Source organism: Yoonia sp. (assembly GCF_036770585.1).
Taxonomy (GTDB): Bacteria; Pseudomonadota; Alphaproteobacteria; order Rhodobacterales; family Rhodobacteraceae; genus Yoonia.
Window position 1 is genome coordinate 1 of sequence record NZ_DAIPIW010000031.1, and the last position, 22,885, is coordinate 22,885.

At 63.6% G+C, this 22,885-nt stretch carries 21 protein-coding genes and 1 tRNA gene; 11 read left to right on the plus strand and 11 right to left on the minus strand.

From position 1 onward, the window contains the following. Both V7N12_RS07515 and V7N12_RS07520 read left to right on the plus strand, forming a co-directional pair. Positions 1 to 999, plus strand: a 999-nt coding sequence (locus V7N12_RS07515) for an adenosylhomocysteinase (RefSeq protein WP_333713786.1), incomplete at its 5' end; no start/stop codon positions are given. A 6-nt stretch (positions 1,000 to 1,005) separates the two neighbouring features. Further along, on the plus strand, positions 1,006 to 1,788 hold the full coding sequence (locus V7N12_RS07520) for an extensin-like domain-containing protein (protein WP_333713787.1): 783 nt from the start codon (positions 1,006 to 1,008) through the stop codon (positions 1,786 to 1,788). Between the two features lie 43 nt (positions 1,789 to 1,831). On the opposite strand, the gene V7N12_RS07525 is transcribed toward V7N12_RS07520, so the two are convergent. Then, complete coding sequence (locus V7N12_RS07525) at positions 1,832 to 2,347, minus strand: outer membrane beta-barrel protein (RefSeq protein WP_333713788.1); 516 nt, start codon at positions 2,345 to 2,347, stop codon at positions 1,832 to 1,834. A gap of 255 nt (positions 2,348 to 2,602) precedes the next feature. Here V7N12_RS07525 and V7N12_RS07530 point away from each other — a divergent pair, with 255 nt between their 5' ends. Continuing rightward, positions 2,603 to 2,944, plus strand: a complete 342-nt coding sequence (locus V7N12_RS07530) for a DUF2853 family protein (protein WP_333713812.1) — start codon at positions 2,603 to 2,605, stop codon at positions 2,942 to 2,944. A 56-nt stretch (positions 2,945 to 3,000) separates the two neighbouring features. On the opposite strand, the gene V7N12_RS07535 is transcribed toward V7N12_RS07530, so the two are convergent. From V7N12_RS07535 to tsaD, 4 genes are read right to left on the minus strand one after another with little or no spacing between them, the layout of a single operon-like run. Beyond that, positions 3,001 to 3,420 carry an EVE domain-containing protein gene (locus V7N12_RS07535; protein ID WP_333713789.1) on the minus strand — a complete coding sequence of 140 codons (420 nt, stop codon included), beginning with the start codon at positions 3,418 to 3,420 and terminating at the stop codon, positions 3,001 to 3,003. Further along, positions 3,420 to 3,692: a YciI family protein gene (locus V7N12_RS07540; protein ID WP_333713790.1), complete on the minus strand. Its 273-nt coding sequence runs from the start codon at positions 3,690 to 3,692 to the stop codon at positions 3,420 to 3,422. Before V7N12_RS07540 ends, V7N12_RS07535 begins: the two co-directional genes overlap by 1 nt. Then, complete coding sequence (locus V7N12_RS07545) at positions 3,693 to 4,655, minus strand: NAD(P)H-dependent glycerol-3-phosphate dehydrogenase (protein WP_333713791.1); 963 nt, start codon at positions 4,653 to 4,655, stop codon at positions 3,693 to 3,695. Further along, complete coding sequence (tsaD, locus tag V7N12_RS07550) at positions 4,652 to 5,734, minus strand: tRNA (adenosine(37)-N6)-threonylcarbamoyltransferase complex transferase subunit TsaD (RefSeq protein ID WP_333713792.1); 1,083 nt, start codon at positions 5,732 to 5,734, stop codon at positions 4,652 to 4,654. Before tsaD ends, V7N12_RS07545 begins: the two co-directional genes overlap by 4 nt. Before the next feature lie 68 nt (positions 5,735 to 5,802). Here tsaD and V7N12_RS07555 point away from each other — a divergent pair, with 68 nt between their 5' ends. From V7N12_RS07555 to V7N12_RS07570, 4 genes are all read left to right on the plus strand, one after another. Then, positions 5,803 to 6,507, plus strand: coding sequence for a uroporphyrinogen-III synthase (locus V7N12_RS07555; RefSeq protein ID WP_333713793.1), 705 nt, complete (start codon positions 5,803 to 5,805; stop codon positions 6,505 to 6,507). A gap of 73 nt (positions 6,508 to 6,580) precedes the next feature. Further along, positions 6,581 to 7,783, plus strand: coding sequence for a COG4223 family protein (locus tag V7N12_RS07560; RefSeq protein WP_333713794.1), 1,203 nt, complete (start codon positions 6,581 to 6,583; stop codon positions 7,781 to 7,783). A gap of 11 nt (positions 7,784 to 7,794) precedes the next feature. Further along, complete coding sequence (locus V7N12_RS07565; RefSeq protein ID WP_333713795.1) at positions 7,795 to 9,261, plus strand: heme biosynthesis protein HemY; 1,467 nt, start codon at positions 7,795 to 7,797, stop codon at positions 9,259 to 9,261. Positions 9,262 to 9,304: 43 nt separating this feature from the next. Further along, positions 9,305 to 9,380, plus strand: a tRNA-Thr gene (locus V7N12_RS07570). Between the two features lie 15 nt (positions 9,381 to 9,395). Here V7N12_RS07570 and xylA read toward each other — a convergent pair. The 4 genes from xylA to xylF all read right to left on the minus strand — a co-directional run bounded on the left by xylA (position 9,396) and on the right by xylF (position 13,825). Further along, positions 9,396 to 10,670, minus strand: coding sequence for a xylose isomerase (xylA, locus tag V7N12_RS07575; protein ID WP_333713796.1), 1,275 nt, complete (start codon positions 10,668 to 10,670; stop codon positions 9,396 to 9,398). Continuing rightward, a complete protein-coding gene (locus tag V7N12_RS07580; RefSeq protein ID WP_333713797.1) occupies positions 10,670 to 11,437 on the minus strand; it encodes an ATP-binding cassette domain-containing protein in 768 nt (255 codons plus the stop codon). Before V7N12_RS07580 ends, xylA begins: the two co-directional genes overlap by 1 nt. Next, positions 11,437 to 12,735, minus strand: a complete 1,299-nt coding sequence (locus tag V7N12_RS07585) for a sugar ABC transporter permease (RefSeq protein ID WP_333713798.1) — start codon at positions 12,733 to 12,735, stop codon at positions 11,437 to 11,439. Before V7N12_RS07585 ends, V7N12_RS07580 begins: the two co-directional genes overlap by 1 nt. A 70-nt stretch (positions 12,736 to 12,805) precedes the next feature. Further along, positions 12,806 to 13,825: a D-xylose ABC transporter substrate-binding protein gene (gene xylF / locus V7N12_RS07590; RefSeq protein ID WP_333713799.1), complete on the minus strand. Its 1,020-nt coding sequence runs from the start codon at positions 13,823 to 13,825 to the stop codon at positions 12,806 to 12,808. Between the two features lie 123 nt (positions 13,826 to 13,948). Between xylF and V7N12_RS07595 the strand changes: the two genes are divergently transcribed. Both V7N12_RS07595 and V7N12_RS07600 read left to right on the plus strand, forming a co-directional pair. Beyond that, positions 13,949 to 15,181: an ROK family transcriptional regulator gene (locus tag V7N12_RS07595; RefSeq protein ID WP_333713800.1), complete on the plus strand. Its 1,233-nt coding sequence runs from the start codon at positions 13,949 to 13,951 to the stop codon at positions 15,179 to 15,181. Next, the gene (locus V7N12_RS07600; protein WP_333713801.1) at positions 15,178 to 16,698 is read left to right on the plus strand and encodes a CRTAC1 family protein; all 1,521 of its coding nucleotides are present in this window, start codon (positions 15,178 to 15,180) and stop codon (positions 16,696 to 16,698) included. The genes V7N12_RS07595 and V7N12_RS07600 overlap by 4 nt, the downstream gene beginning before the upstream one ends. 6 nt (positions 16,699 to 16,704) lie before the next feature. Here the strand turns inward: V7N12_RS07600 and V7N12_RS07605 are convergent, their stop codons facing one another. Together V7N12_RS07605 and xylB are read right to left on the minus strand one after the other, a co-directional pair. After that, the gene (locus tag V7N12_RS07605; RefSeq protein WP_443089944.1) at positions 16,705 to 18,000 is read right to left on the minus strand and encodes a cytochrome-c peroxidase; all 1,296 of its coding nucleotides are present in this window, start codon (positions 17,998 to 18,000) and stop codon (positions 16,705 to 16,707) included. Next, complete coding sequence (gene xylB, locus V7N12_RS07610; protein WP_333713802.1) at positions 18,000 to 19,454, minus strand: xylulokinase; 1,455 nt, start codon at positions 19,452 to 19,454, stop codon at positions 18,000 to 18,002. The genes V7N12_RS07605 and xylB overlap by 1 nt, the downstream gene beginning before the upstream one ends. 218 nt (positions 19,455 to 19,672) lie before the next feature. Here xylB and V7N12_RS07615 point away from each other — a divergent pair, with 218 nt between their 5' ends. Both V7N12_RS07615 and V7N12_RS07620 read left to right on the plus strand, forming a co-directional pair. Further along, positions 19,673 to 20,680 (plus strand): TAXI family TRAP transporter solute-binding subunit, encoded by a 1,008-nt coding sequence (locus tag V7N12_RS07615; RefSeq protein ID WP_333713804.1) that lies wholly within the window; start codon positions 19,673 to 19,675, stop codon positions 20,678 to 20,680. A gap of 66 nt (positions 20,681 to 20,746) precedes the next feature. After that, on the plus strand, positions 20,747 to 22,858 hold the full coding sequence (locus tag V7N12_RS07620; protein WP_333713805.1) for a TRAP transporter permease: 2,112 nt from the start codon (positions 20,747 to 20,749) through the stop codon (positions 22,856 to 22,858). Positions 22,859 to 22,885 lie beyond the last annotated feature (27 nt).

The following is a 22,885-nucleotide window of genomic DNA, read 5'->3' on the forward strand; positions in this document are numbered from 1 at the left end:
GATGCGACGCTCTATGTCCTGCTGGGTGCGCGCGCCGAAGCCGGAGAAGAGATCATTCCCGTCCCGCAGTCCGAGGAAGAGGAAGTGATCAAGAAACAGATCCACAAGCGCATGAAGGAAACCCCCGGCTGGTTCACCAAGACCAAAGAGGCGATCATGGGCGTGTCCGAGGAAACGACGACTGGCGTGCACCGCCTTTACGACCTGCACAAGAAGGGCCAGCTGCCTTTCCCCGCGATCAACGTGAATGACAGTGTGACCAAGTCGAAGTTCGACAACAAATACGGCTGCAAGGAATCGCTGGTCGACGGTATCCGCCGCGCCACGGACACGATGATGGCCGGCAAGGTCGCCGTGGTCTGCGGTTATGGCGATGTGGGCAAAGGCTCTGCTGCGTCCCTGCGTGGGGCGGGTGCCCGCGTGAAGGTGACCGAGGTTGACCCGATCTGTGCGCTTCAGGCCGCGATGGACGGGTTCGAGGTGACGCTGCTCGAAGATGAACTGGCGACCGCCGACATCTTCATCACCACCACCGGCAACAAGGACGTGATCCGGATCGAGCACATGCGCGCGATGAAGGACATGGCGATCGTCGGCAACATCGGCCATTTCGACAACGAGATCCAGGTCGCCGCCCTGCGCAACCACAAGTGGACCAACATCAAGGAACAGGTGGACATGATCGAGATGCCCTCGGGCAACCGTCTGATCCTGCTTTCCGAGGGGCGTTTGCTGAACCTCGGCAATGCCACGGGCCACCCGTCTTTCGTGATGTCGGCCTCTTTCACCAATCAGGTTCTGGCTCAGATGGAGCTGTGGAACAACGGCGCGAATTACGCGGTCGGCGTGCACATCCTGCCCAAGCGTCTGGATGAAAAGGTGGCCCGCCTGCATCTGAAGCGGATCGGCGTCAAGCTGACGGAATTGAAGAAGGAACAGGCCGACTACATCGGCGTGACCGTCGAAGGCCCCTTCAAGCCCGAGCATTACCGGTACTGATCCGCGATGCGGCATGGCCGACGCCAGCAGATGGCCGAAAGCGATGCCGCGCGCGCAGATCGCAAGAAGACACGCAGCCTCGCCCGGATCAGCGGCTTGGCTGCGTTTTCGTTTGCGGCGATGTTGGTCTATGGCGGGGCACTGCTGCTGACGCATCCGCAGACGCCCCTGCCGCCTGCGTGGAACCCGGTTCAGCCGCTTTTGGTGGCCGATCCTGTCACGCCCATCACGGGATGGAAGCTGTCGCGCACCGCCAGTGACGCGGGACTTTGCACCGCAGCGCTTGCGACAGCGGCAGAGGCAACCCGGATGCCCCCCTTGGAAGAAACCGAGGCATGTTTCATTCCGGACCGGGTGTCTTTATCCAATGTCGGCGCAGCAAGCCTTGCGCCTGTCGAGACAAGCTGCGCCACCGCCCTGCATATGGCGATGTGGGAAAGGCACACGGTCCAGCCAGCGGCGGAAGCCCTTCTTGGCCAGCCCGTCAGAGCGATCCAGCATATCGGCAGCTACAATTGCAGGCTTATGCGGACGACAGGCGGCACGTCATCGCGGTTCAGCACCCATGCAACCGCCAGTGCGATGGATGTCTCCGGTTTCGGCTTGGCGGATGGGTCGCGGATCAGCCTGCTTGCCGACTGGGAAGGGGACGGCCCCAAGGCTGCCTTCCTGCGCCGTGTCCGTGACGGGGCCTGCGACTGGTTCGGGTTGACGCTGTCACCCGACTACAACCGGCTGCACGCCGACCATTTTCATTTGCAGGTGCCCGGATGGGGAGGATGCAGATAGGCATATCGCGGGGCTGTTCGGCCCCGCGACAGTCTTTGGCTGATCAGAAGTTGAAGCCGACCCGCACCTTCAGCGTGGTCACGCCGACTTGCAGGGCATCATCCTCGAACTCGTGCTGCAACAGCTCTGCACCGACGTGGTAATTGCCGCCGACGGGCAGATCGTAGCCGACGCCGTAAAGGTAGCCCTGCCCCTCATCCAGCTGGTTCGACGTCGCAAGGACGAACCCGCCGACCCCGTAAAGCAATCCGCCACCGACCTTGGCACCTGCCCGTGCTTTCAGACGGGTCGCATAGTCGACGGTCGCGCCTGCATCGGGCACTTCGTAGTCGTTCTTGTCAAAGTCGATCTCGCCACCATAGACGATCCCGCCCATGTCGATGTTATAGCCGAGATAGACCCCGACCGAGCTGCCATCGCCCGCAAGCGCGCCGTCGTTGACGTCGATATCGGCAATCCCTGCGGCGATACCGCCATAAGCGCCGGTCATGTCCTGTGCCAGCGTCGCGGTCGGTGCAAGCGTGATCGCCGCGGCGACCAGAATCTTGTTCAGTGTCATTGTGTCTTCCTGTTTTCCAAAGGGTTTCTTTCGACAAACACAGTCACGGGACCCGTCGGGAAAAGTTTCCGCGATCACCGATCTGTGAAGTCGCGCAAGGAAACCCCCGGCACGCGGCCAAAGGGTCTTGTGGCGTTTCCCGCCCTGCTTGGGTGAATTTATCTGGACCGATGGGCATCGATCACTTTAACGTTCCCGCGGCGTGGTCATGGAAGCCACGGCATGATGAAAAATTTTGAAAGCTGGGAGATATTGATGGGCAAGCGCGACGAACTGATTGCGAGATATGCGGATGATCTGAAGAACAAATGCGGGATGACGCCCGATATGGACCTGCTGACCAAGGTCACCATCGGCTGCGGCCCTGCCATCTACAACGCGGATGCATCCACCGTCGCCGGCACCCAAGACAGCGAGATCGAGACCGTCAAGACCAACTTCCTGATCAAGAAGCTTGGACTGAAGGATGGGCCTGAACTCGACACGGCAATCAGCTCTGTGCTGGACACCTACGGCAAGTCCGAGCGCAACAAGTATCGCGCGGTGGTCTACTACATGCTGACCAAGCACTTCGGCAAGGAAGCCGTCTACGGTTAGGCCGGACTGGTTGACATGACTTGCGCCCGCCCTTTGGCGGGCGTTTTCGTTCAGGCCTAAGGCGCGGTTTCACCCAATGCGCAGATCAGCGCCCATTCGGCATCGGTCACAGGCTGCACCGACAGGCGCGAGTTCTTGACCAGCACCATCTCGGACAGGCGCGGGTCGGCTTTGATCATGTCCAGGCTGACGGGCTTTGTCAGGGGCCGCACCGCGCGGATATCGACACAGTCCCACCGCGGATCATCGGTGGTGCTGTCGGGATGCGCCTCGGCGCAGACTTCGACGATCCCCACGATCTCGAGCCCGGTTCTTGAATGATAGAAGAACCCCCGATCCCCCAGCGTCATCGCGCGCATGTTGTTGCGGGCCTGATAGTTGCGGACACCGTTCCATTCCTCGCCCGCATCGCCCTTGGCGACCTGCGCGTCCCAACCCCAGACGTCGGGTTCGGATTTGAACAGCCAATAGGCCATCAGCCGATGACCTTCTTCCACGGACGCAGCGTGACCACTTCGAAGAGGCCCGCCTGTGCGTAGGGATCGTTCTCGGCCCATTCCTGCGCGGCGGTCATATCCGCCACATCGAGAATGATCAGCGAGCCGCACATCTGGCCTGCGTCATCCAGAACGGGGCCCGCCATCTCGACCACGCCGGTTTCGGCGATATAGGCCAGATGGGCCTCGCGGTTGTCCATGCGGATTTGCAGGGCGCCGGGCTTGTCTTGGGTCATCAGGGCAAAGCGCATCTATTCTTCCTTCAATGGGCGTGACAGCAGCGTGGCAAGCGCCTCTGTCACATCTGTTTTTCCATCCGCCAGATCGGCGACGACGGTCGCAATGGGCATATCAATTCCACGATCTTGTGCAAGTTTCCGCACCGCGCGCGCGGTCGCAGCGCCTTCGACGGTGGATGTGGGGTCGAACGCCTTGCCTTCGCCCAGCGCAACGCCGAAGCGGTAGTTCCGCGATTGCGGCGAGGTGCAGGTCAGCACCAGATCGCCGAAGCCCGACAGCCCCGCCAGCGTATCCGCCTGTCCGCCCAGCGCCATGGCCAGCCGCTGCATTTCGGGGAATCCGCGCGTGATCAGCGCGGCGCGCGCGCTTTCTCCAAGTTGCGCACCGATGGCCACGCCTGCGGCAATCGCCATGACATTCTTGAGCGCCCCGCCAAGTTCCGCCCCGACCGTATCCGTTGTCCTGTAAAGCCGCAGCGTTGCGGTAGAGAGCGCCCTTTGCAGGACCGCTCCGGTCGCGTCGTCACCGCAGGCCAGCGTCAGCGCCGTCGGCAACCCGCGCGCGATATCGGCGGCAAAGCTGGGGCCGGTCAGGATCGCGGCGATGGCGCTAGGCACCAGATCGCGGATCGTCCTGGCAGGGCCGGTCATGCGGGTCAGGTCGATCCCCTTGCAGCAAGCAACAAGGGACTTGCCGCCCAGGTGTTGCGCGTTCGCGGTCAGGAAGTCCGGCAGGGTCTGGGCAGGGATCGACAACAGGATCGTGTCACAGGCAAAGAGCGCCGCAAGATCGGCCGAGGCAGTGACGCCTTCGGGAAGGGTCACACCGGGCAAACGGTCGTTCGCCCGTTTCGCGTTCATCCGATCGACCGCCCTTGCGTCGCGCGCCCAAAGAAGAACGTCATTCCCGTCCAGCGCAAGGGCAACCGCCAAAGCGGTCCCGAAAGCCCCCCCACCTGCAATCCCGATCCTCATGCCTTCGCTCCCTTCTTGCCGGACCCGAGCATCGGGGCCGCCGTCTTGTCCAGTGGCCAGCGCGGGCGGGCGACAAGCGTCATGTCGTCCGCCTCGCCCGCCTGCATCCGCACTTGTCCGGCATAGGCGATCATCGCGGCATTGTCGGTGCATAGCTTCAGTGGCGGGGCGACGAAGGCAACACCCTTCTTCTGGCAAAGCTCTATCAGACCGGCGCGGATCGTGGCATTGGCGGCAACGCCCCCCGCGATGGCAAAGCCGGGGGTCTCGGGGTTCATCGCCAGATAAATCGCGAGAGCGCGGCTGGTCTTTTCGACCAGAACATCGGCGACTGCCGCCTGAAAGCCAGCCGCAAGATCGGTTTGGTCGGCGCGGGTCAAACCGCCATGTTCGGCCACCACCGCATCGCGGGCGCGCAGGATCGCGGTCTTCAGGCCAGAGAATGACATGTCGCAGCCGTCCTGATTCAACAGCGGACGCGGAAAGTCGAAACGGCGCGGATCACCGGACTTTGCGCTTTCTTCCACCGCAGGGCCGCCGGGCTGGGGCAAGCCAAGCAGGCGCGCGGTCTTGTCGAAGGCCTCGCCCGGGGCATCGTCGATGGTGCCGCCGATGCGGGTGAAACTGTCGTGGGCTTCGACGATCAGGAACTGGCAATGCCCGCCCGAGACCAGCAGCATCAGATAGGGAAAGGCGATGTCATCCGTCAGGCGCGGCGTCAGCGCATGACCTGCCAGGTGGTTCACGCCGATCAGCGGCAGGCCGGTCGCTGCCGCCAGCCCCTTGGCGGTCATCACACCCGACAGCACGCCGCCGATAAGGCCCGGTCCGGCCGTCACCGCGATCCCGTCGAGATCGGTCAGGGCAAGTCCCGCGCTGGCCAGCGCCTCTTCGATGCAATGATCCAGCTTCTCGGCATGGGCGCGCGCCGCGATCTCGGGGACCACCCCGCCGAAATCCGCGTGCAGCGACGTTTGCCCGTAGACGACAGATGCCAGAACATCGCGCCCGCGCAGGATGGCCGCAGCGGTATCGTCGCAGCTGCTTTCGATGCCGAGGATGGTCAGGGGGTCACTCATCGCGGGTCCGGTTGCACCTTTCTGTGCCGCAGGTAACATCGTGCGAAGCTTCGAACAATGGTGCCCCGATGATCCCCACCCTCTTGCTGACCCGGCCCGAAGGACGAAACGATCCTTTCGCGGGAATGGTGCGGGCACAGTGGCACGGGCCGCTAGATGTCCTTGCCTCGCCCCTGCTCGAGATTTCCTTTGTCGCCGCGACGCCGCCCAAGGCGGATGCCTTGATCTTTACCTCGGTCAACGGGGTCGCGGCGGCAGGGCATCTCGGCCTGACTGGCCATCCGGCATGGTGCGTCGGGGATCGCACCGCCGAGGTGGCGCGGGACGCGGGATTCGCTGCCGAAACCGCCCAGGGCGACGCCAAGGCCCTTGTCGCGCATATTATCGCAGCCCAGCCGACAGGCAGGCTTGCCCATATTCGCGGCATCCACGCGCGGGGCGATGTCGCAAGGACCTTGAACGCGGCGGGTCTGATCTGCGAGGACGTCGTGGCCTATGACCAGCTTGTAGGTGAACTCACGCCCGAGGCCAAAGCGGTGCTGGCAGGACAAGCGCCTGTTGTCGCACCCCTTTTTTCGCCGCGCACCGCAACCATATTGACCAGGCAGGGGCCGTTCGAGGCACCCCTGCATATCGCCGTGATGAGTGATGCGGTCCGCGACGCGATAGAACCGCTCGCCGTGGCCGAACTGGTTGTCGCCGAAAGCCCCGATGCCGCAAGCATGGCCAAGGCTGTTCTCGGGGTGTTGTCAGGTCTCGGGCGGCCTGCTTGAGGGTGACACGACAGCGGGTTAGGCTAGACTGTCAGACGCGATCTTCGTCTTGCGGGGCTGAAAGGGTGAAAACGTGGTAAAACAGCCAGCGAAAAGCCGTAAAGCGGTAAGTGACGGGGCGGACCCGACGCATGGGGTCGCTGATGCGGTCGAATCGGCAAGCACCGAAAACGCGCTTTTCGACGCGATCCCGCCCGAGGTGCGCCCGACATCGGACTTGCCCGCGCCCGACCGCGTAGCACCCGCGATGACGCCGACAGAAGCTGTCGAAACTCCGGACAAGCCGGCCGTTGCGCCCGACCCCGCACCAAGACCCTCTGCGCCCCCTGCACCGAAGGTTGCCTCTGGTGGCGGCTTTCTGCCTTTGACCCTGGGTGGCCTGCTTGCGGGAGTGATCGGCTATGGTGTCGCAACGCTGACGACCCCGGCAAGCGATAACGGCTTGTCTGTCCAGCTTGCCCAGCAGTCGGCAGCGATTGCCGCGCTGGAAGAGCGTATTGACGCCGCACCGCAGGTCGATGTCAGCGGGATCGAGACAGCAGTCGCCGAACGGATCGAGACGGTTCTGTCCGAGGTGGCCGCCCTGACCGCAAGGATCGACGCTCTGGAAGCGCGGCCCGAGGTCGTAGTCGCGCCCGACCCCGAAGCAGGGGCTGCCGTGACCGCAGAAATGGACGCCTTGCGCAGGCAATTGGCCGAGATGGCCGCCGCGGCGCAGGCCGAGCTTGAAGACGCCCGCGCCGCCGCCGCCGCGATCGAGCAAAGCGCCACCGCAGCCGCCCGCAACGCGGCCTCTCGTGCCGCACTGGCCCGTGTCCAGACGGCGCTGGACAGCGGCGCACCGATCGGGGCGGCCCTGGGTGATCTCGAAGCCACCACTGGCGAAGCCGCGCCCGACGCGCTTTTGGCTGTTGTGGATGGTGTGCCGACGCTGCCTGTCTTGCAGGACCGCTTTCCCGATGCCGCGCGCGCCGCGCTTGCCACGGCCCGCAGCGAAGGGGTCGCGGGGGAAGAAACATCCGGGATCGGCGCCTTCCTGCGCAACCAGTTCGACGTCCGCTCGACAGCCCCGCGCGAAGGTGACAGTGCCGATGCCGTCCTGTCCCGCGCCGAGGCCGCGCTGCGCGGCGGTCGTCTGTCCGATGCCCTTGCCGAGCTTGCCGCCCTGCCCGAGGTCGCGCGCGCCGAGATGTCGGGCTGGCTGACACAGGCCGAGGCGCGGGCGGATGCAGTCGCCGCCGTCGATATCCTCTCATCCTCTCTTTCTGACAACTGAAGGCGCACGTCATGCTCTGGTCTTTGATGAAAATCGTTGCATTTGTCGCCGCAGTCACCGCGCTGACCTACGGCGGAACGCAGTTGATGGAGGTCGACGGCGGAATGACCGTGGATGTGGCGGGACAAGAGTTCACGCTCAGCCCGCTCGAGATGGTCTTCGGGTTCGGCGCATTGGTTCTGCTGGTCTGGCTGGGGCTGAAACTGCTTGCCTTGCTTGTGGCGTCGTTCAAGTTTCTCAATGGCGACGAGACCGCGATCTCGCGGTATTTCGACCGCAACCGTGAACGCAAGGGGTATGAGGCGCTGAGCGAAGGCATGATGGCGCTTGCTTCGGGCGAGGGGCATCTGGCGATGGCCAAGGCCGCCCGCGCCGAAAAGTATCTGCAACAGCCGCAACTGACGAACCTTCTGACCGCGCAGGCCGCCGAAATGACCGGCGACCGCGAAAAGGCGGAAGAGACCTACAAGCGGCTGCTGTCCGATCCCAAGACCCGCTTTGTCGGGGTGCGCGGGATCCTGAAGCAGAAACTGTCCGAGGGAAAAACCGACCTTGCGATGGAGCTGGCGAAAAAGGCTTTCGCGCTCAAGCCCAAGCACGAAGAGACGCAGGATGTCCTGCTGCGATTGCAGGCGGAAAAGGCCGATTGGACAGGGGCGCGCAAGACGCTGGGTGCCAAGCTGAAGTCGGGGAGCCTGCCGCGCGACGTGCACAAGCGCCGCGACGCCGTGCTGGCCCTGTCCGAGGCGCGCGATGTGCTGGACGACGGCAAGACCATCGAAGCGCGCGAGGCCGCCATTCAGGCCAACCGCCTTTCGCCCGATCTGATTCCCGCCGCGATCATGGCGGCCCAAGGCTATATCGCCCAAGGCAACGCCCGCTATGCGACCCGTGTCCTGACAAAGGCATGGACGGCGCAACCGCATCCTGACCTTGCGGGTGCCTTTGCGGAAATCGCACCCGATGAAACCGCAGCCGAGCGGGTCAAGCGGTTTGCCGCGCTGACCAAGTCCACGCCGGACCATCCCGAAACCCGGATGCTGACGGCGGAACTCTATATCGCGGCCGAAGATTTCCCCGCCGCCCGCCGTGCGCTGGGTGATCTGGCCGACAAGGCACCGACCGCGCGCATCCTGACGCTTATGGCCGCGATCGAGCGCGGCGAGGGGGCGGACGATTCCGTTGTGCGCGGCTGGCTGACCAAGGCCCTGACCGCGCCGCGCGGCCCGCAATGGATCTGTGACAATTGCCAGCACATCCACGCAAGCTGGGGCCCGACCTGCAACAACTGCGGCGCTTTCGACACGTTGTCCTGGCGCGCACCGCCGGAAAACGACGTGGCCATGCCTATGGGAACGGAAATGTTGCCCCTGATCGTCGGAAAGGGCCAGACCACGGCGGTGATCCCCGCAGAGATCGTCGATCTCGACGCCGCCGCAAGCCCCGAGGATGTCACCGCGCAAGAAGAGCCGAAATAGCCCTTTTCCACCGCAAACCCCGGTGCTATGAGGGCGCCGGTTGGCCGCTGTAGCTCAGCTGGTAGAGCACGTCATTCGTAATGATGGGGTCGGGGGTTCGAGTCCCTTCAGCGGCACCACACACCCCCGACAGATCAGACGAACCGGTTGACGTAATTCTCCAGCGCTTCCTGACGGCCCGAGCGTGGCTGGGGCGCGATACCTTCTGACAGCACGCGCGCCGCGATGCTGTCCAGATCGCTGGTCAGCATGGCCTGCGCCTGCGGTGTCTGCCAGCCTGCGTAGCGGTCCGACAGGGCCTGCTCCAACCCGCCGTCTGTCATCATCGCCGCCGCCGCCTTGAAGCCTCGCGCGCAGACATCCATCGCGCCCGCGTGCCCGTCGATCAGGTCTTGGGCGTCGATCGACTGCCGCCGCAGCTTGGCGTCGAAGTTGGTGCCGCCCAGGCCCAGCCCTCCGGCCTTGAGAACATGGTAATATGTCAGCGCCACCTCGGGCACGTTGTTGGGAAACTGGTCGGTGTCCCAGCCGGACTGATAGTCGTTGCGGTTCATGTCGATGGACCCCAGCATCCCTTCGGCGGCCGCGACGGCGATTTCATGCTCGAAGGAATGGCCTGCAAGGATCGCGTGACCCTGTTCGAGGTTCAGCTTCACCTCTTTCTCAAGCCCATATTTGCGCAGGAACCCGATGCAGGTCGCCGCGTCGTAGTCATACTGATGCTTCGAGGGCTCTTGCGGCTTGGGTTCCACCAGAATCTGGCCCTTGAAGCCGATCTTGTGCTTGTAATCGACGACCATCGACAAAAAGCGGCCCATGTGGTCCAACTCCTGCCCCATGTCGGTGTTGAGCAGGGTTTCATACCCTTCGCGCCCACCCCAGAGCACATAATTGTCGCCGCCGAGTTTCAGGGTCGCATCCATGCAGGATTTCACCGTGGCTGCGGCAAAGGCGAAGACATCGGGATCAGGGTTGGTCGCGGCCCCCGCCATCCAGCGCCGGTCGCTGAACATATTGGCCGTGCCCCACAACAGGCGGGTTTTCGAGCCTTCCATCTTTTCGCCGATGTAGTCGGTGATCTCGTTCAGGGTCGACAGGTTGTCGGCGAAACTGCCCTGCTCGGGGCGCAGGTCGGCGTCGTGCCAGCAGAAAAAGGGGACGTTCAGCAGGTCGAACATCTCGAAGGCCACATCGGCCTTCAGCTTGGCACGTCCCATGTCGTCCTGCGGATGCCAGGGGCGGATGAACGTCTGGCCACCGAAGGGGTCGCCGCCCTCCCAGGCGAAGGAATGCCAGTAGGCGACGGCGAACCGAAGGTGATCCTCCATCCGCTTGCCCATGACGACTTCGTCGGGGTTGTAGTGCTGGAATGTCGCCGGAGCGACGCCGTCAAAGAAACCAGTTGCCATCACGCATCCACCTTTTCGTTGGGGTTCTTGCCAAGGATGATCATCGACAGAAGGTCGTCATCGGTCACATCCGCAATGTTCACCGTTCCGACAAGCTGGCCGTTCTTCATCACGCTTGCGCGGTCGCAAAGTTCCATCACTGAATGCACATCGTGGTCGATCAGGAAGATCCCGATGCCCTGCGCCTTGAGTTGCTGGATCAGGTCCGCGACCATCTGCGTTTCATGCGGGCCAAGGGCGGCAGTCGGTTCGTCCATGATCAGGATCTTGGCGTTGAAATAGACCGCCCGCGCAATCGCCACCGATTGACGCTGACCGCCCGACAGGGCCGAGACAGGCTCGTTGAACTTCTGGAAGTTCGGGTTGAGCCGGCCCATGATCTTGCGGCACTCGGCCTCCATCGCGGCGTCATCGACCAGACCGAAGCGGGTCAGCAACTCGCGCCCCAGAAACAGGTTCGATGCGGCATCAAGGTTGTCGGCCAGCGCAAGCGTCTGGTAGATCGTCTCGATGTTGTTCGCCCGCGCATCGCGGGGCGAATTGATTTCGACCTTTTCGCCATTGACGAAAATCTCGCCCGCGTCCTTCTGATAGGCACCTGACAGCACCTTGATCAGCGTCGATTTGCCCGCCCCGTTGTGACCCAGCAGGCCGACGACCTCGCCGGGGTAAAGATCGACCGAGACATTATCGACGGCCTTGATGCCACCGAACGAGACCGAGATATTCTGCATCTCGACCAAGGGGGTTTGCTTTTGATCGGCCATTATTTTGCCCCCACGCGCTTGCGATAGACGATGTCGATGAAGACGGCCAGAACCAGCACGGTGCCCACGACGATGTTCTGAAAGGGCGCATCCACGCCGACCATGGCCATTCCCGATTGCAGGCTTTGCATGATCAGCGCCCCGATGATCGCGCCATAGATCGTGCCGAAGCCACCAGCCAAAGCCGTTCCGCCGATGACCGCCGCCGCGATCACGCGCAACTCGTCCAGCGTGCCGATGTCATTGGCGTGGTTCGTCAGGCGGGCCGAGGCGACCACGGCAGACAGCGCACAGAGGAACCCCATCAGCGCGAAAATCTTGACCGTCAGCAACCGCGTATTGATGCCCGACAATTGCGCCGCATCGGGATTGCCGCCGGTGGCGAAGATGTAGCGGCCAAAGCGGGTGCGTTTCGCCACGACCGTCAGCACCACCGCGACAAGGATCAGGATCAGCACCGAGATCGGCAGCCCGTATCCGACCTCCAGTCCTTCGGGCATGACCTCGCCGCGGTCCTCGAACATGCGGGCAAGGCGGCGTTCGGGGATCAGATAGGCGTTCAGGACCGCGATGAAGGCGACGATGGCACCGATGATGATCGCATAAAGCGTCAGTTCGGCCCACATCGGCTTGACCGGAAAGTCATGCGCCATTTTCGCGCGGCGCCCGTTCCACATCGCCCAGACCGCGCCGACCGAGGCGACAGCCGCGAAAACCCAGCTCCATGTTGTGCCGAGTGTGCCGTTGGTGCCGCCAAAGATCAGGAACGTCTGGTCCAGTGGCCCGATGGTCTGGCCGTTGGTCAGATACCAGGCGACGTTGCGCCAGACCAGAAAACCGCCAAGTGTGACGATGAAAGCAGGAATCGTCAGATAGCCGATCATCCAGCCCTGAAAGGCCCCGATCAGCGTTCCGACGAACAGACCCGCGATGATGGCGAGAATCCAGATCGCCGGATGCCCAAGGCCCAGACCAAAGGTATGCGGCAGGATCTGGGTCTGCATCATCGCCATGACCGCGGATGTGCTGGCCAGCACGGCCCCGACGCTCAGGTCGATGTGGCGGTTCACGATCACGAAGACCATCCCGCAAGCCATGATGGCGACCGAGACTGTCTGGATCGTCAGGTTGAAAATGTTGCGGGGCGTCAGGAACAGGCTGTCCGTGAACCAGTTGAACCCGATGCAAAGCAGAAAAAGGGCCCCGATCATACCGATAAGGCGCATATCCAGTTCCAGTTTCTGGAACAGGCTTCCGTTGTCCTTCTTGGGGATCGGCGCTGAAGTTGCGTCTGTCATGTCAGACCTTCTTGGCTAGCGCGATAAAGGTGCGGCCCCGGCGCGTCACACACCGGGGCCGATCTTGTCCTTAGTTGCAGGGGGCCGGACCGTCGGTCACACCCTGGCAGAGAGCTTCCTGCGTGATCCAGCCGGCATCCACAACAACCGAGAGGTTGTCGGCGGTGATCGGCACAGGGTTCAGGAAGCGGGCGGTCATCGTGGTGCCACCGGGCGATGTCCACTCGATGCTGTCGCTGACCTCTTCGCCACTGGCCAGTGCCACGGCGATTTCGCCAGCGGCGGCGCCAAGATCACGGGCGTCCTTCCAGACAGAAACCGTCTGCGTGCCAAGCGCCACACGGTTCAGCGCGGCATGGTCACCGTCCTGACCCGATACAGGGATCCCCTGCATGCCTTGCGCGGTCAGCGCGGCCACGACACCACCGGCGGTGCCGTCATTGGATGCGATCACAGCGTCAACTGCGTTGTTGTTGGCGGTCAGGATCTGTTCCATGTTGCGCTGGGCGTTCGCGGGCAACCAGCCATCGGTGTAGGCCTCGCCCACGATGGTGATCGCGCCCGAAGCGACGGCCTCTTCGATGATCTCTTGCTGGCCGCCGCGCAGGAAGTCCGCGTTCGGGTCAGTGGGCGAGCCCTTGATCATGACGTAGTTGCCTTCGGGCTGGGCGGCAAAGACCGCACGGGCCTGCATCCGGCCAACCTCGACGTTGTCGAACGTCAGGTAGAAGGCGCGGTTGTCTTCGATCAGGCGGTCATAGGCGACCACGGGGATGCCTTCGTCAGCGGCGGCCTGAACGGCGGGACCGATCGCCTGCGCGTCCTGCGCCAGAATGATCAGGGCATCGACGCCCTGCGCGATCAGGCTTTCGATGTCCGACAGCTGCTTGGACGACGAGGACTGCGCGTCGGTCGAGACATAGGTTGCCCCTGCGGCTTCAAGTGCTGCGACGATGGCGGCTTCATCCGTTTTCCAGCGCTCTTCCTGGAAGTTCGACCAGCTGACGCCCACGGTCATCCCGTGACCGTCGGCAAATGCAACAGATCCCATCAGAACGGCTGTCGCAGACAGACCAAAAATGTATTTCATGATTTCCTCCCTAAGTGGCTCTTACTACCGATTCGTTCTGAGCCTCCAATTTTGGTATCATATTTTTTTTAGTTGTCGAAAAAAATATGATATAGCGATGATGTGGCGTTGTAAGGGGCTGCTATGAAAGAAGAATCAGGCGCAGCAATCGGACGCCCTGTCGGAGAGGCCGCTGGTCTGGACGCCCGCGCGGCGACCCGCCTGCGGGTCCTGAACTGTGTGCGCCAGTCCGGCGAGGCATCGCGGACCGATATCGCCGCTGCCCTGAAGCTTAGCCCTGCGACCGTGACCTTCGTGACCTCGGGCCTGATGGCGGGCGGGCTGATCGAAGAGGTGACAGGGTCGGACCTGCCCGAGGCGGCCAAACGCGGACGCCCGCGCGTCGCGTTGCGCCTCAGCAAGGGGCGCTATCACATTGCGGGCATCAAGGTCGGCCGGACCCAGATGTCGATCCTCGTGCTCGATTTCGACGGACAAGAGGTTGCGCATCGGACCCTGCCACTGGCGCAGGCCTGCATGACACCGGATGCACTGGTCGCCGCGATCCTCGACGGGGTGGGCGCTGTCTGTGAGGATCTCGATGGCGGGGTCGATGCGCTTGCCGGTATTTCGGTGGGATTGCCCGGTCTGGTCGACGCGCCGGGCCGTTTCGTGCATTGGTCGTCGTCGCTGACCCGGCGCAATGTCGAATTGGGTGCCATGCTGGAACAGCATCTGCCTTGTGCGGCCTTCGTGGAAAACGACGCGAACCTCGTCGCCAAGGCCGAACAGCTTTTCGGCGAGGCGCGCGGGCTGAACAACTTTCTGGTCGTGACCGTCGAATACGGTGTCGGCCTTGGCATCGTTCTCGACGGGCGGCTTTATCGCGGTGAGCGTGGCTGCGGGGCCGAATTCGGGCACACCAAGGTCGCCTTGAATGGCGCAAGTTGCCAATGCGGCCAGCATGGCTGTCTCGAGGCCTATGTCGGCAGCTATGCCCTGCTGCGCCGCGCCAGCGTGGCGATGGGCAACTGCGAGATCGCAACCGTCCGGGACTTGGTGCAGATCGCGTCGTCCGGCAACGCGGCGGCCCAGCGCGTGCTTGACGAGGCAGGGCAGATGTTCGCGCTGGGGCTGTCGAACCTGATCAACCTCTTCGATCCCGAAAGGATTATCCTGTCGGGCGCCGAACACAGGATCGCGCATCTGCATTCCGAAAAGGTGCTGGCGCAGGTGCGCGGGAACGTCGTGCGTGTGGATGCGCCCCTGCCTGACATCCGCGTGCATAACTGGGATGATCTCAAATGGGCGCGCGGGGCGGCGGCGATGGGGATCGAACATGTCTCTGCTCTCAAGGTCAGAAGGCTGGGGAAATGATCCGTCATCTCGCCGGGTTTGGTGCCGCCCTTCTGCCGGTCGCGGCCTTGGCGGAAACCGTCTTGCCAAGCTTCGCGCCTGTCGCGGTGGCCGACCACGTCTATGACGGCGGGTGGGAGCATTTCGTGGGTGGCGGTGTCGCGGTCTTCGACTGCAACGGCGACACCCTGCCCGAGGTCTTCGCCGCCGGTGGTTCCAACCCATCGGCGCTTTTCATCAATACGACCCAAGACAGCCTGTCATTCGACCGCGCGACGCCAAAGACACTTGCCCTGACAGGGGTGACCGGGGCCTATCCGCTGGATATCGACGGCGACGGCCTGACGGACCTCGCGGTCTTGCGGGTCGGGCCGGACTTGCTGTTGCGGGGAACGGGCGATTGCCAGTTTACGCCCTTCACCGACTTGGGCTTCGAGTCAGGCGACCATTGGACCACCGCCTTCTCTGCAACATGGGAAGCGGGGCAGCGCCTGCCGACCCTCGCTTTCGGGACCTATGTCGATCGCAGCAATCCCGACGGCCCGTTCGAGGCTTGTGACGCAAACCTGCTCTACCGTCCCGATGGGGACAGTTACGCGGCGCCTGTCCGGCTGGAACCTGGGTTCTGCGCCCTGTCGATCCTGTTTTCGGACTGGTCCCGCACAGGCCGCGCCGATCTGCGGGTCAGCAATGACCGGCACTATTACGTGCGCGGCGGGCAGGAACAGCTTTGGGCGATGGAGGCCGCCCCCCGTCTTTACGGACCAGAGGACAACTGGCAGCCCTATGTCATCTGGGGCATGGGGATCGCCTCGCGCGATGTGACGGGCGACGGCTTCCCCGAGATTTACCTGACATCCATGGGCGACCAGAAGTTCCAGCGGTTCGATCCCGAAACCGGTGGTCCGGTCTGGCGGGACGTGACCTTTGACTACGGAACAACTGCGCATCGCCCGCATACGGGCGGCGACGGGCGGCCCTCGACCGGCTGGCACGCGCAGTTCGGTGATGTGACCAATGACGGGCGCGATGATATCTTTGTGGCCAAAGGCAATGTCGAACAGATGCCCGGGCTGGCGATGGACGACCCCAACTCGCTCTTGCAGCAGACCGAGACGGGACAGTTCGTCGAGGTCTCGGTCACCGCGGGGGTTGCATCCCTGGTGCGGTCGCGCGGGGCGGCGCTGGCCGATCTGAACAACGATGGGCTGCTCGATCTGGTGGTCGCGAACCGCCGCGCCCCGCTGGAGGTCTATCAGAACGTGACCGAAGCCGCGGGCAACTGGCTGGCCGTGTCGCTGGTGCAAGACGGTCCGAACCGCAAGGCAATCGGCAGTTTCATAGAGGTGCGGACCGATGCGGGGGTCCAGGTGCGCGAACTGACCATCGGTGGAGGACACGTCAGCGGACAGGCAAGGCCCGAACATTTCGGGCTTGGCCCGAACGAGTCCGCCGAACTGCGGATCATCTGGCCCGATGGAACCTTCGGCGACTGGCAGAGGGTAACGGCAAACCAGCTTGTGCAGATCAGCCGCTAGGGCGGATCACTGATCCACCGGCAGGCCACTCGGCACGGTTTCTGGCACGCCAAGCCGCTTTGCGGGGTCTTCCAGCGCGGCAAGGAAGGCCAGCAGCGCCGCGACCTCGGCGTCACTGAGGCTGACCGGCTCAAGAACGTTCGCCGCAGCGATAGCGGCCATCTCGGCCTGAGACTGCAAAATCCGGTCATCCTCGGCCCCTGCAAGGTCCGGCAGCGCGGTAGGGTCCAACTGGTAGCGCATCAGCGACCCGACAGGGTCAAGGTGATGGCGGACGACCTCTTCCAGCGTCGCATAGGCCCCCGCATGGCCATAGGGCGCGGTCAGGGTCACGTTGCGCAAGGACGGGGTGCGAAAGGCGAATGCGTCGGCCGGATCGCCGGTCACGCGCAAGCGGCCATCGTCGCGGGCGTGATCCTCGAACCGCGCGACCTTGCCGGGGCCGATCTGCGGCATGGCGATTGCATGGAACCCGTGGTCGGTCTGTAGCCAGCCGGAATGGCAAGAGGCACAGCCCGCCTTGCCATAGAACAGGTCCATCCCCGCCTGTGCCTCGGGGGCGAGCGGTTCCTCGCCCCGCATCGCGCGGTCGAAGGGGCTGTTATCGGCGCGCCACTCATGCGCCATGAAATCGGCGATCACATTGGCGATGTCGGTAAAGGTGACCCCCTGATCGGGCGCAATCCGCGCGAAGGCGTCAGCGTATTCCGGAATCTCCGCAACCCTTGCCGCGATGATGTCCCAAGCCCCGCCCTCCTGACTGAGAAGCCCCAGGCGCACGGCCTGGCTGACGTCATTTTCGGAATAATGGCCCGCCATCTCGTCCGGTGACAGGACGGGAAACATCGCCTGCGCCGACAGGGCCGATTGGAAACCGGTGGTCATGTCGGCGCCCAAGGGTGTCCGGATGCCGTTGGGTTGGGTGGGATCGACCTCGAGCCGACCATCATGGAAGAAGACCGTGAATTCCGACGCGCCAAGGTTCCACAGGCCGGGCGCGTTGCGGGGAATACGCTCTTCCGGCAGGTTGTCGGGGTCGGCCACACGGTCCGGCCCAAGACCGCTGGCACCATCCCCCAGCGACAGCGCCAGCCCGTCGCTGGTGCCGAAACGCGGGTGGTGGCATGTGCCGCAACTGACCTCTTGGTTGCCCGACAGGATCGGATCGTAGAACAGCAATTGGCCCAGTTTCACCCGCTCGGGGTCGCGGTCCCGGAATTCCGGTGGGGTGCCCAGTTCCAGCGCGGCGCTGGTGAGCGGCCATGCAAGACCAAATGCCAGCGCGAAGGTGGCGCGGTTGATCACTGCGAAAGCCCCCTGATGGCCGGATAGGCCGCACGATAGCGGGCATAGGCCGCTTCATAGGCGTCGCGCAGGTCGTGGCGCGGGTCGGTGACGCTGGCAATCTCGGGCGGTGTCATCACCGTTTCGGGCGCGGCACCGGTCGCCGCGCAGATGGCAAGGCGGGCCGCCCCCATCGCCGCCCCAAGCTCGCCCGCTTGGGGCAGTGACAGGGGCAGGTCCAGCAGGGTTGCCAGCGTCTCGACCCAGAAGGGTGACCGCGATCCGCCGCCGACAGCCAGCACGGTCTGAAGATCGAGGCCCGTTGCCTGCATCGCCTCTAGACAGTCGCGCAGGGCGAAGGCGACGCCTTCCATGACGGCTTGGGTCAGGTCGGCCTGATCTGTCGCGATGTCGAGGCCGATGAATGCGCCGCGGGTCTTTGCGTCGTTATGGGGTGTCCGCTCGCCCGAGAGGTAGGGCAGGAACAGCGTGGGCGAGGGGCCGCCGATGCGGTCCGGCAACCGGCCCGCCAGCGCGCCGGGCGTCTGGTCGAGATTGCGGGCAAGCCAGTTCAGGCTGTCGGTGGCCGAAAGCGTGACGCCCATCTGATACCAGCGGTCCGGCACCGCATGGCAGAAGGTGTGGACCGCCGTTTCCGGTGCAGGGGCAAAGCCGTTCCTTGCCGCCAGAAGCACGCCGGAGGTGCCGAGCGATACAAACCCCAGACCGTCGTTCAGGCAACCGACACCACAGGCCGCGGCCGCGTTGTCTGCGGCACCGCCTGCGATGATCACCTCGCGATCGAAGCCCCAGCGGTCTTGCAGGCTGCGGCGCAGTGTTCCGGCAGGGGCGCTGCCTTCCACAAGGTCCGGCATCTGGCCAAGGTGCATCCCCGTTGCCGCAAGCGCCGGATCAGACCATCCCCGCGCGCCCACATCCAGCCAGGACGTGCCGGCACTGTCGGACATGTCGCTGATGTAATCACCCGTCAGCCAGAGCCGCAGATAGTCTTTCGGCAAAAGAACCCTTGCAACCTTTGCGAAAACATCGGGTTCATGGGTGGCGACCCAAACCAGCTTTGGTGCAGTGAAGCCCGGAAAGACGATATTCGCCGAAACCGCGCGCATCACGGGCATTGCATCAAGTGCCGCCGCCTCGGCCTCGGATCGCGTGTCGTTCCACAGGATACAGGGCCGCAGCGCCTTGCCGTCAGCGTCCACCAGCGTGGCGCCATGCATGTGGCCACTTAGGCCGAGGCCGCGCAGATTGCGAAAGGCAGGGCCAGCCTTGCTGCGAAGGGCGGCCATGACGGCCTCGCATGCGGTAATCCAGCTATCGGGGTCCTGCTCGGACCAGCCGGGGTGGGGGTGGGCGGTCACCAGCGGACTGTCCGCTTCCGCGATCACGCGGCCTGCTTCATCCACAAGGATGCCGCGAATGCCGGACGTTCCCATGTCGAGGCCGATATACATGGCCACTCCCCCCTATTATTTTAGCCTTTAAATTAAATATCGGTGTGGGCTGTCAATCAGGATTCCGTTTCGGCCACCGCGCAACAGCGAATTGGGGACCTCTTCGTGATCGCGGGGACTTTCCCCTAAAGCCTTGCGATTGTATCGGGATCGGGCCAAAGTGTCGCCCGCAACCAACGCCAAAAATCTGGTGACATAGTCAACTCGGGAGGTCGACGATGAAGAAAATCAAAACACTTTTGGTATCCGCCACAATCGCCGCAACAGGCGTCACCGCGCAGGCGCAGGACAGCGCGAACTATATTCTGGCAACGGCCTCGACCGGTGGCACCTATTATCCGGTCGGTGTTGCCCTTGCCACGCTGGCGAAGGTCCGGCTTGAGCCGTCACAGGGCATCGGCATGTCCGCGATCAGTTCCGCCGGTTCGGGCGAGAATGTGCGCCTGATGCGTGAAGGCGAAGCGCAGTTCGGGATCCTTCAGGGGCTTTTCGGCTATTACGCCGCGACAGGCACCGGACCTGTTGCAGAGGTCGGCCCGCAAGAGAACCTGCGCTCGGTCACCATGCTTTGGCCGAACGTTGAACATATCGTGGTCTCGTCCGATGTGGCAGGTGACGGGACCGTCGGTGTCCTTGCAAACCTGAAAGGCGAGGCGATGGCGCTGGGCGCACAGAACTCGGGCACGATCGGGTCGAACCGCACGATCTTTGCGGGGCTCGGGATCGACATCGAAGCCGACTACGAACTGGTCTTCGGTGGCTACGGTCCAGCGGCCGAAGCATTGCAGAACGGACAGGTCAAGGGCCTGAGCGCCCCTGCCGGTGTTCCGGTGGGCGCGATCAGTCAGTTGATGGCTTCGGCAGGTGACGCCGTGACATTGCTCAACTTCACGGAAGAGCAGCTGGCCATGGCAGACGGTGGCCGCAACCTCTGGACGCCATATCCGATTCCTGCGGGCACCTATCCCGGCCAGACCGAAGACGTGATGACGATCGCTCAGCCGAACTTTCTGGCGACGAATGCCGATATCCCCGAAGAGCATGTCTATCAGCTGACCAAGGCGATCTACGAAAACCTGACCTTCCTGCAGGCGATCCATCCGGCGACCGATGCAATGTCACTGGAAAGCGCGATTGCAGGTCTGCCCTTGCCGCTGCACCCCGGTGCGCTGCGTTACTATCAGGAAGTGGGAATTGACGTTCCCGAGCGCCTGATCGCCGAGTAAAACCATCGAAACCGGACCGGCCTGCGCATCGTCGCGGGCCGGTTTGCTTTGGGGGAAGACAAAGCCATGGCAGCACCGGAAGAAGAGCAGTCCAGCGGTCTGAGAACCTTTGACAGGCTGGGAGAGACGATCCTGTCGATTGCCTGCTTCCTGATTGCCGTGGGGCACCTCTACGTTGCCTTCGACCCCGGCCTGCTGTCGGAACTGCAACGCAACGCGTTCCACTTTGCCGGCTTTGCGGCGCTGGCGGCCCTGCTCTATCCGATGTGGCGAAGCGGCAGCGGCAAAAGCACCCCGATCTATCTGGATTTTGCGATCGGGGCCATGGTCGCCGCGTCTGCCGTCTGGCTGGCCTATGCCGAGAACGCGATCTATGACCGCGGCGTCAAGTTTTCGACGGCGGACTGGGTCGCCGCGTCGATCTGCATTCTGGGCGCGATCGAGCTGACGCGCCGTGTCGCCGGGCTGGTGATCCCGATCCTGATCATCCTGTCGCTGACCTATGTGTCGTTCTGGGGCAAATACATCGGCGGCGTCTTCGCCTTTCCGGGACTGCGTGTCGAGACTGTCGCCTTCCGGTCGATCTACGGCGATGATGCGATGTTCGGGACGATTGCCCGCATCTCGTCCACTTATGTTTTTCTCTTCATCATTTTCGGGGCCTTCCTGTTGCGGTCGGGCGCGGGCGAGTTTGTGATCAATCTGGCCCGTGCCGTGGCAGGCAAGCTTGTGGGCGGGCCGGGGATCGTGGCCGTGATCGCCTCGGGCCTGACTGGCACCATCTCGGGTTCCGCCGTGGCGAACACCGCCTCGACCGGCGTGATCACGATCCCGCTGATGAAGCGCGCAGGCTTCCAGCCGAAATTCGCAGGCGGGGTCGAGGCCGCGGCCTCGACCGGTGGGCAGTTGATGCCGCCCATCATGGGCGCAGGCGCCTTCGTGATGGCCAGCTTTACCCAGATCCCCTACGAGCACATCGTGATGGTCGCGGCACTGCCTGCGCTGCTTTACTTTCTGTCGGTCGCCTTCTTCGTGCGGATCGAGGCGCGCCGCCAGAACCTGCCGCCGCTGCCCAGCGAAGGGCAGACACTTTGGGGCGCCTTCAAAGAGGGTGGGGCAAGCTTCGTGATCCCGATCGGTCTTCTGATCGGTCTGCTGGTGTCGGGCTATACCCCCACCTATGCCGCGGTCTTCGGGATCGGCGCGGTCATCGTGTCCAGCTGGCTGACCAAGAACCCCATGGGCCCGCGCGCCGTCTTCGAAGCCTTCGTGATGGGCACCAAGGGCATGGTGCTGACGGCGGTCCTGCTGTGCTCGGTCGGGCTGGTCGTCAATGTCATCGCGACAGCAGGCGTCGGCAACACCTTCAGCCTGATGATTGCAAGCTGGGCGAGCGGGAATATCCTGATCGCGATTATCCTGATCGCCTTGGCCAGCCTCGTTCTGGGGATGGGTCTGCCGGTGACCGCGGCCTACATCGTGCTGGCCACCCTGTCCGCGCCTGCGCTGGCGGGGATGATCTCGGACCAGTTCGTGATCACGCAACTGGCCGCCGGTGCCCTGTCAGAGCCCGCAAGGGCGATCCTTCTGTTCGGTGCGCCCGAACACGCCGCCGCGCTGGACATGCCGCTGACCCATGCCGAAGCCGCCGCGATCATCCGTAACCTGCCGCTCGAGGTCGCGGCACCCCTGCGTGACCTGACGGTGCCGCAGGACGTGGCGATTGCCGCCCTTTTGTCGGCCCATATGATCATCTTCTGGCTGTCGCAGGACAGCAACGTCACACCCCCCGTCGCACTGGCGGCCTTTACCGCCGCCGCGATTGCCAAGGCCCCCGCCATGGCGACTGGCGTGGCAAGCTGGAAGCTGGCCAAGGGGCTTTACATCGTGCCGGTGCTGTTTGCCTATACACCCTTCCTGTCCGGCAACTGGCCCGAGATGATCACCGTCTTCGCCTTTGGCGTGGTCGGGGTCTACGGACTGGCGGCGGCCCTGCAGGGCTGCATGGAAAAGCCCTTCGGGATCGTCCCGCGCACGATTGCCGGTGTTGCGGGTCTTGCGACCGTCTGGCCAAGCGGATTGATGGTGAATCTGGCGGGGACAGCGGTCGTGATCGGCCTCTTGATCCTCAACATCAGGTCCATGGCCCGAAGCGAGGACCAGCCCGCATCGGCCTAGTCCGACGGCGGGTCCTGCTTGATTTCG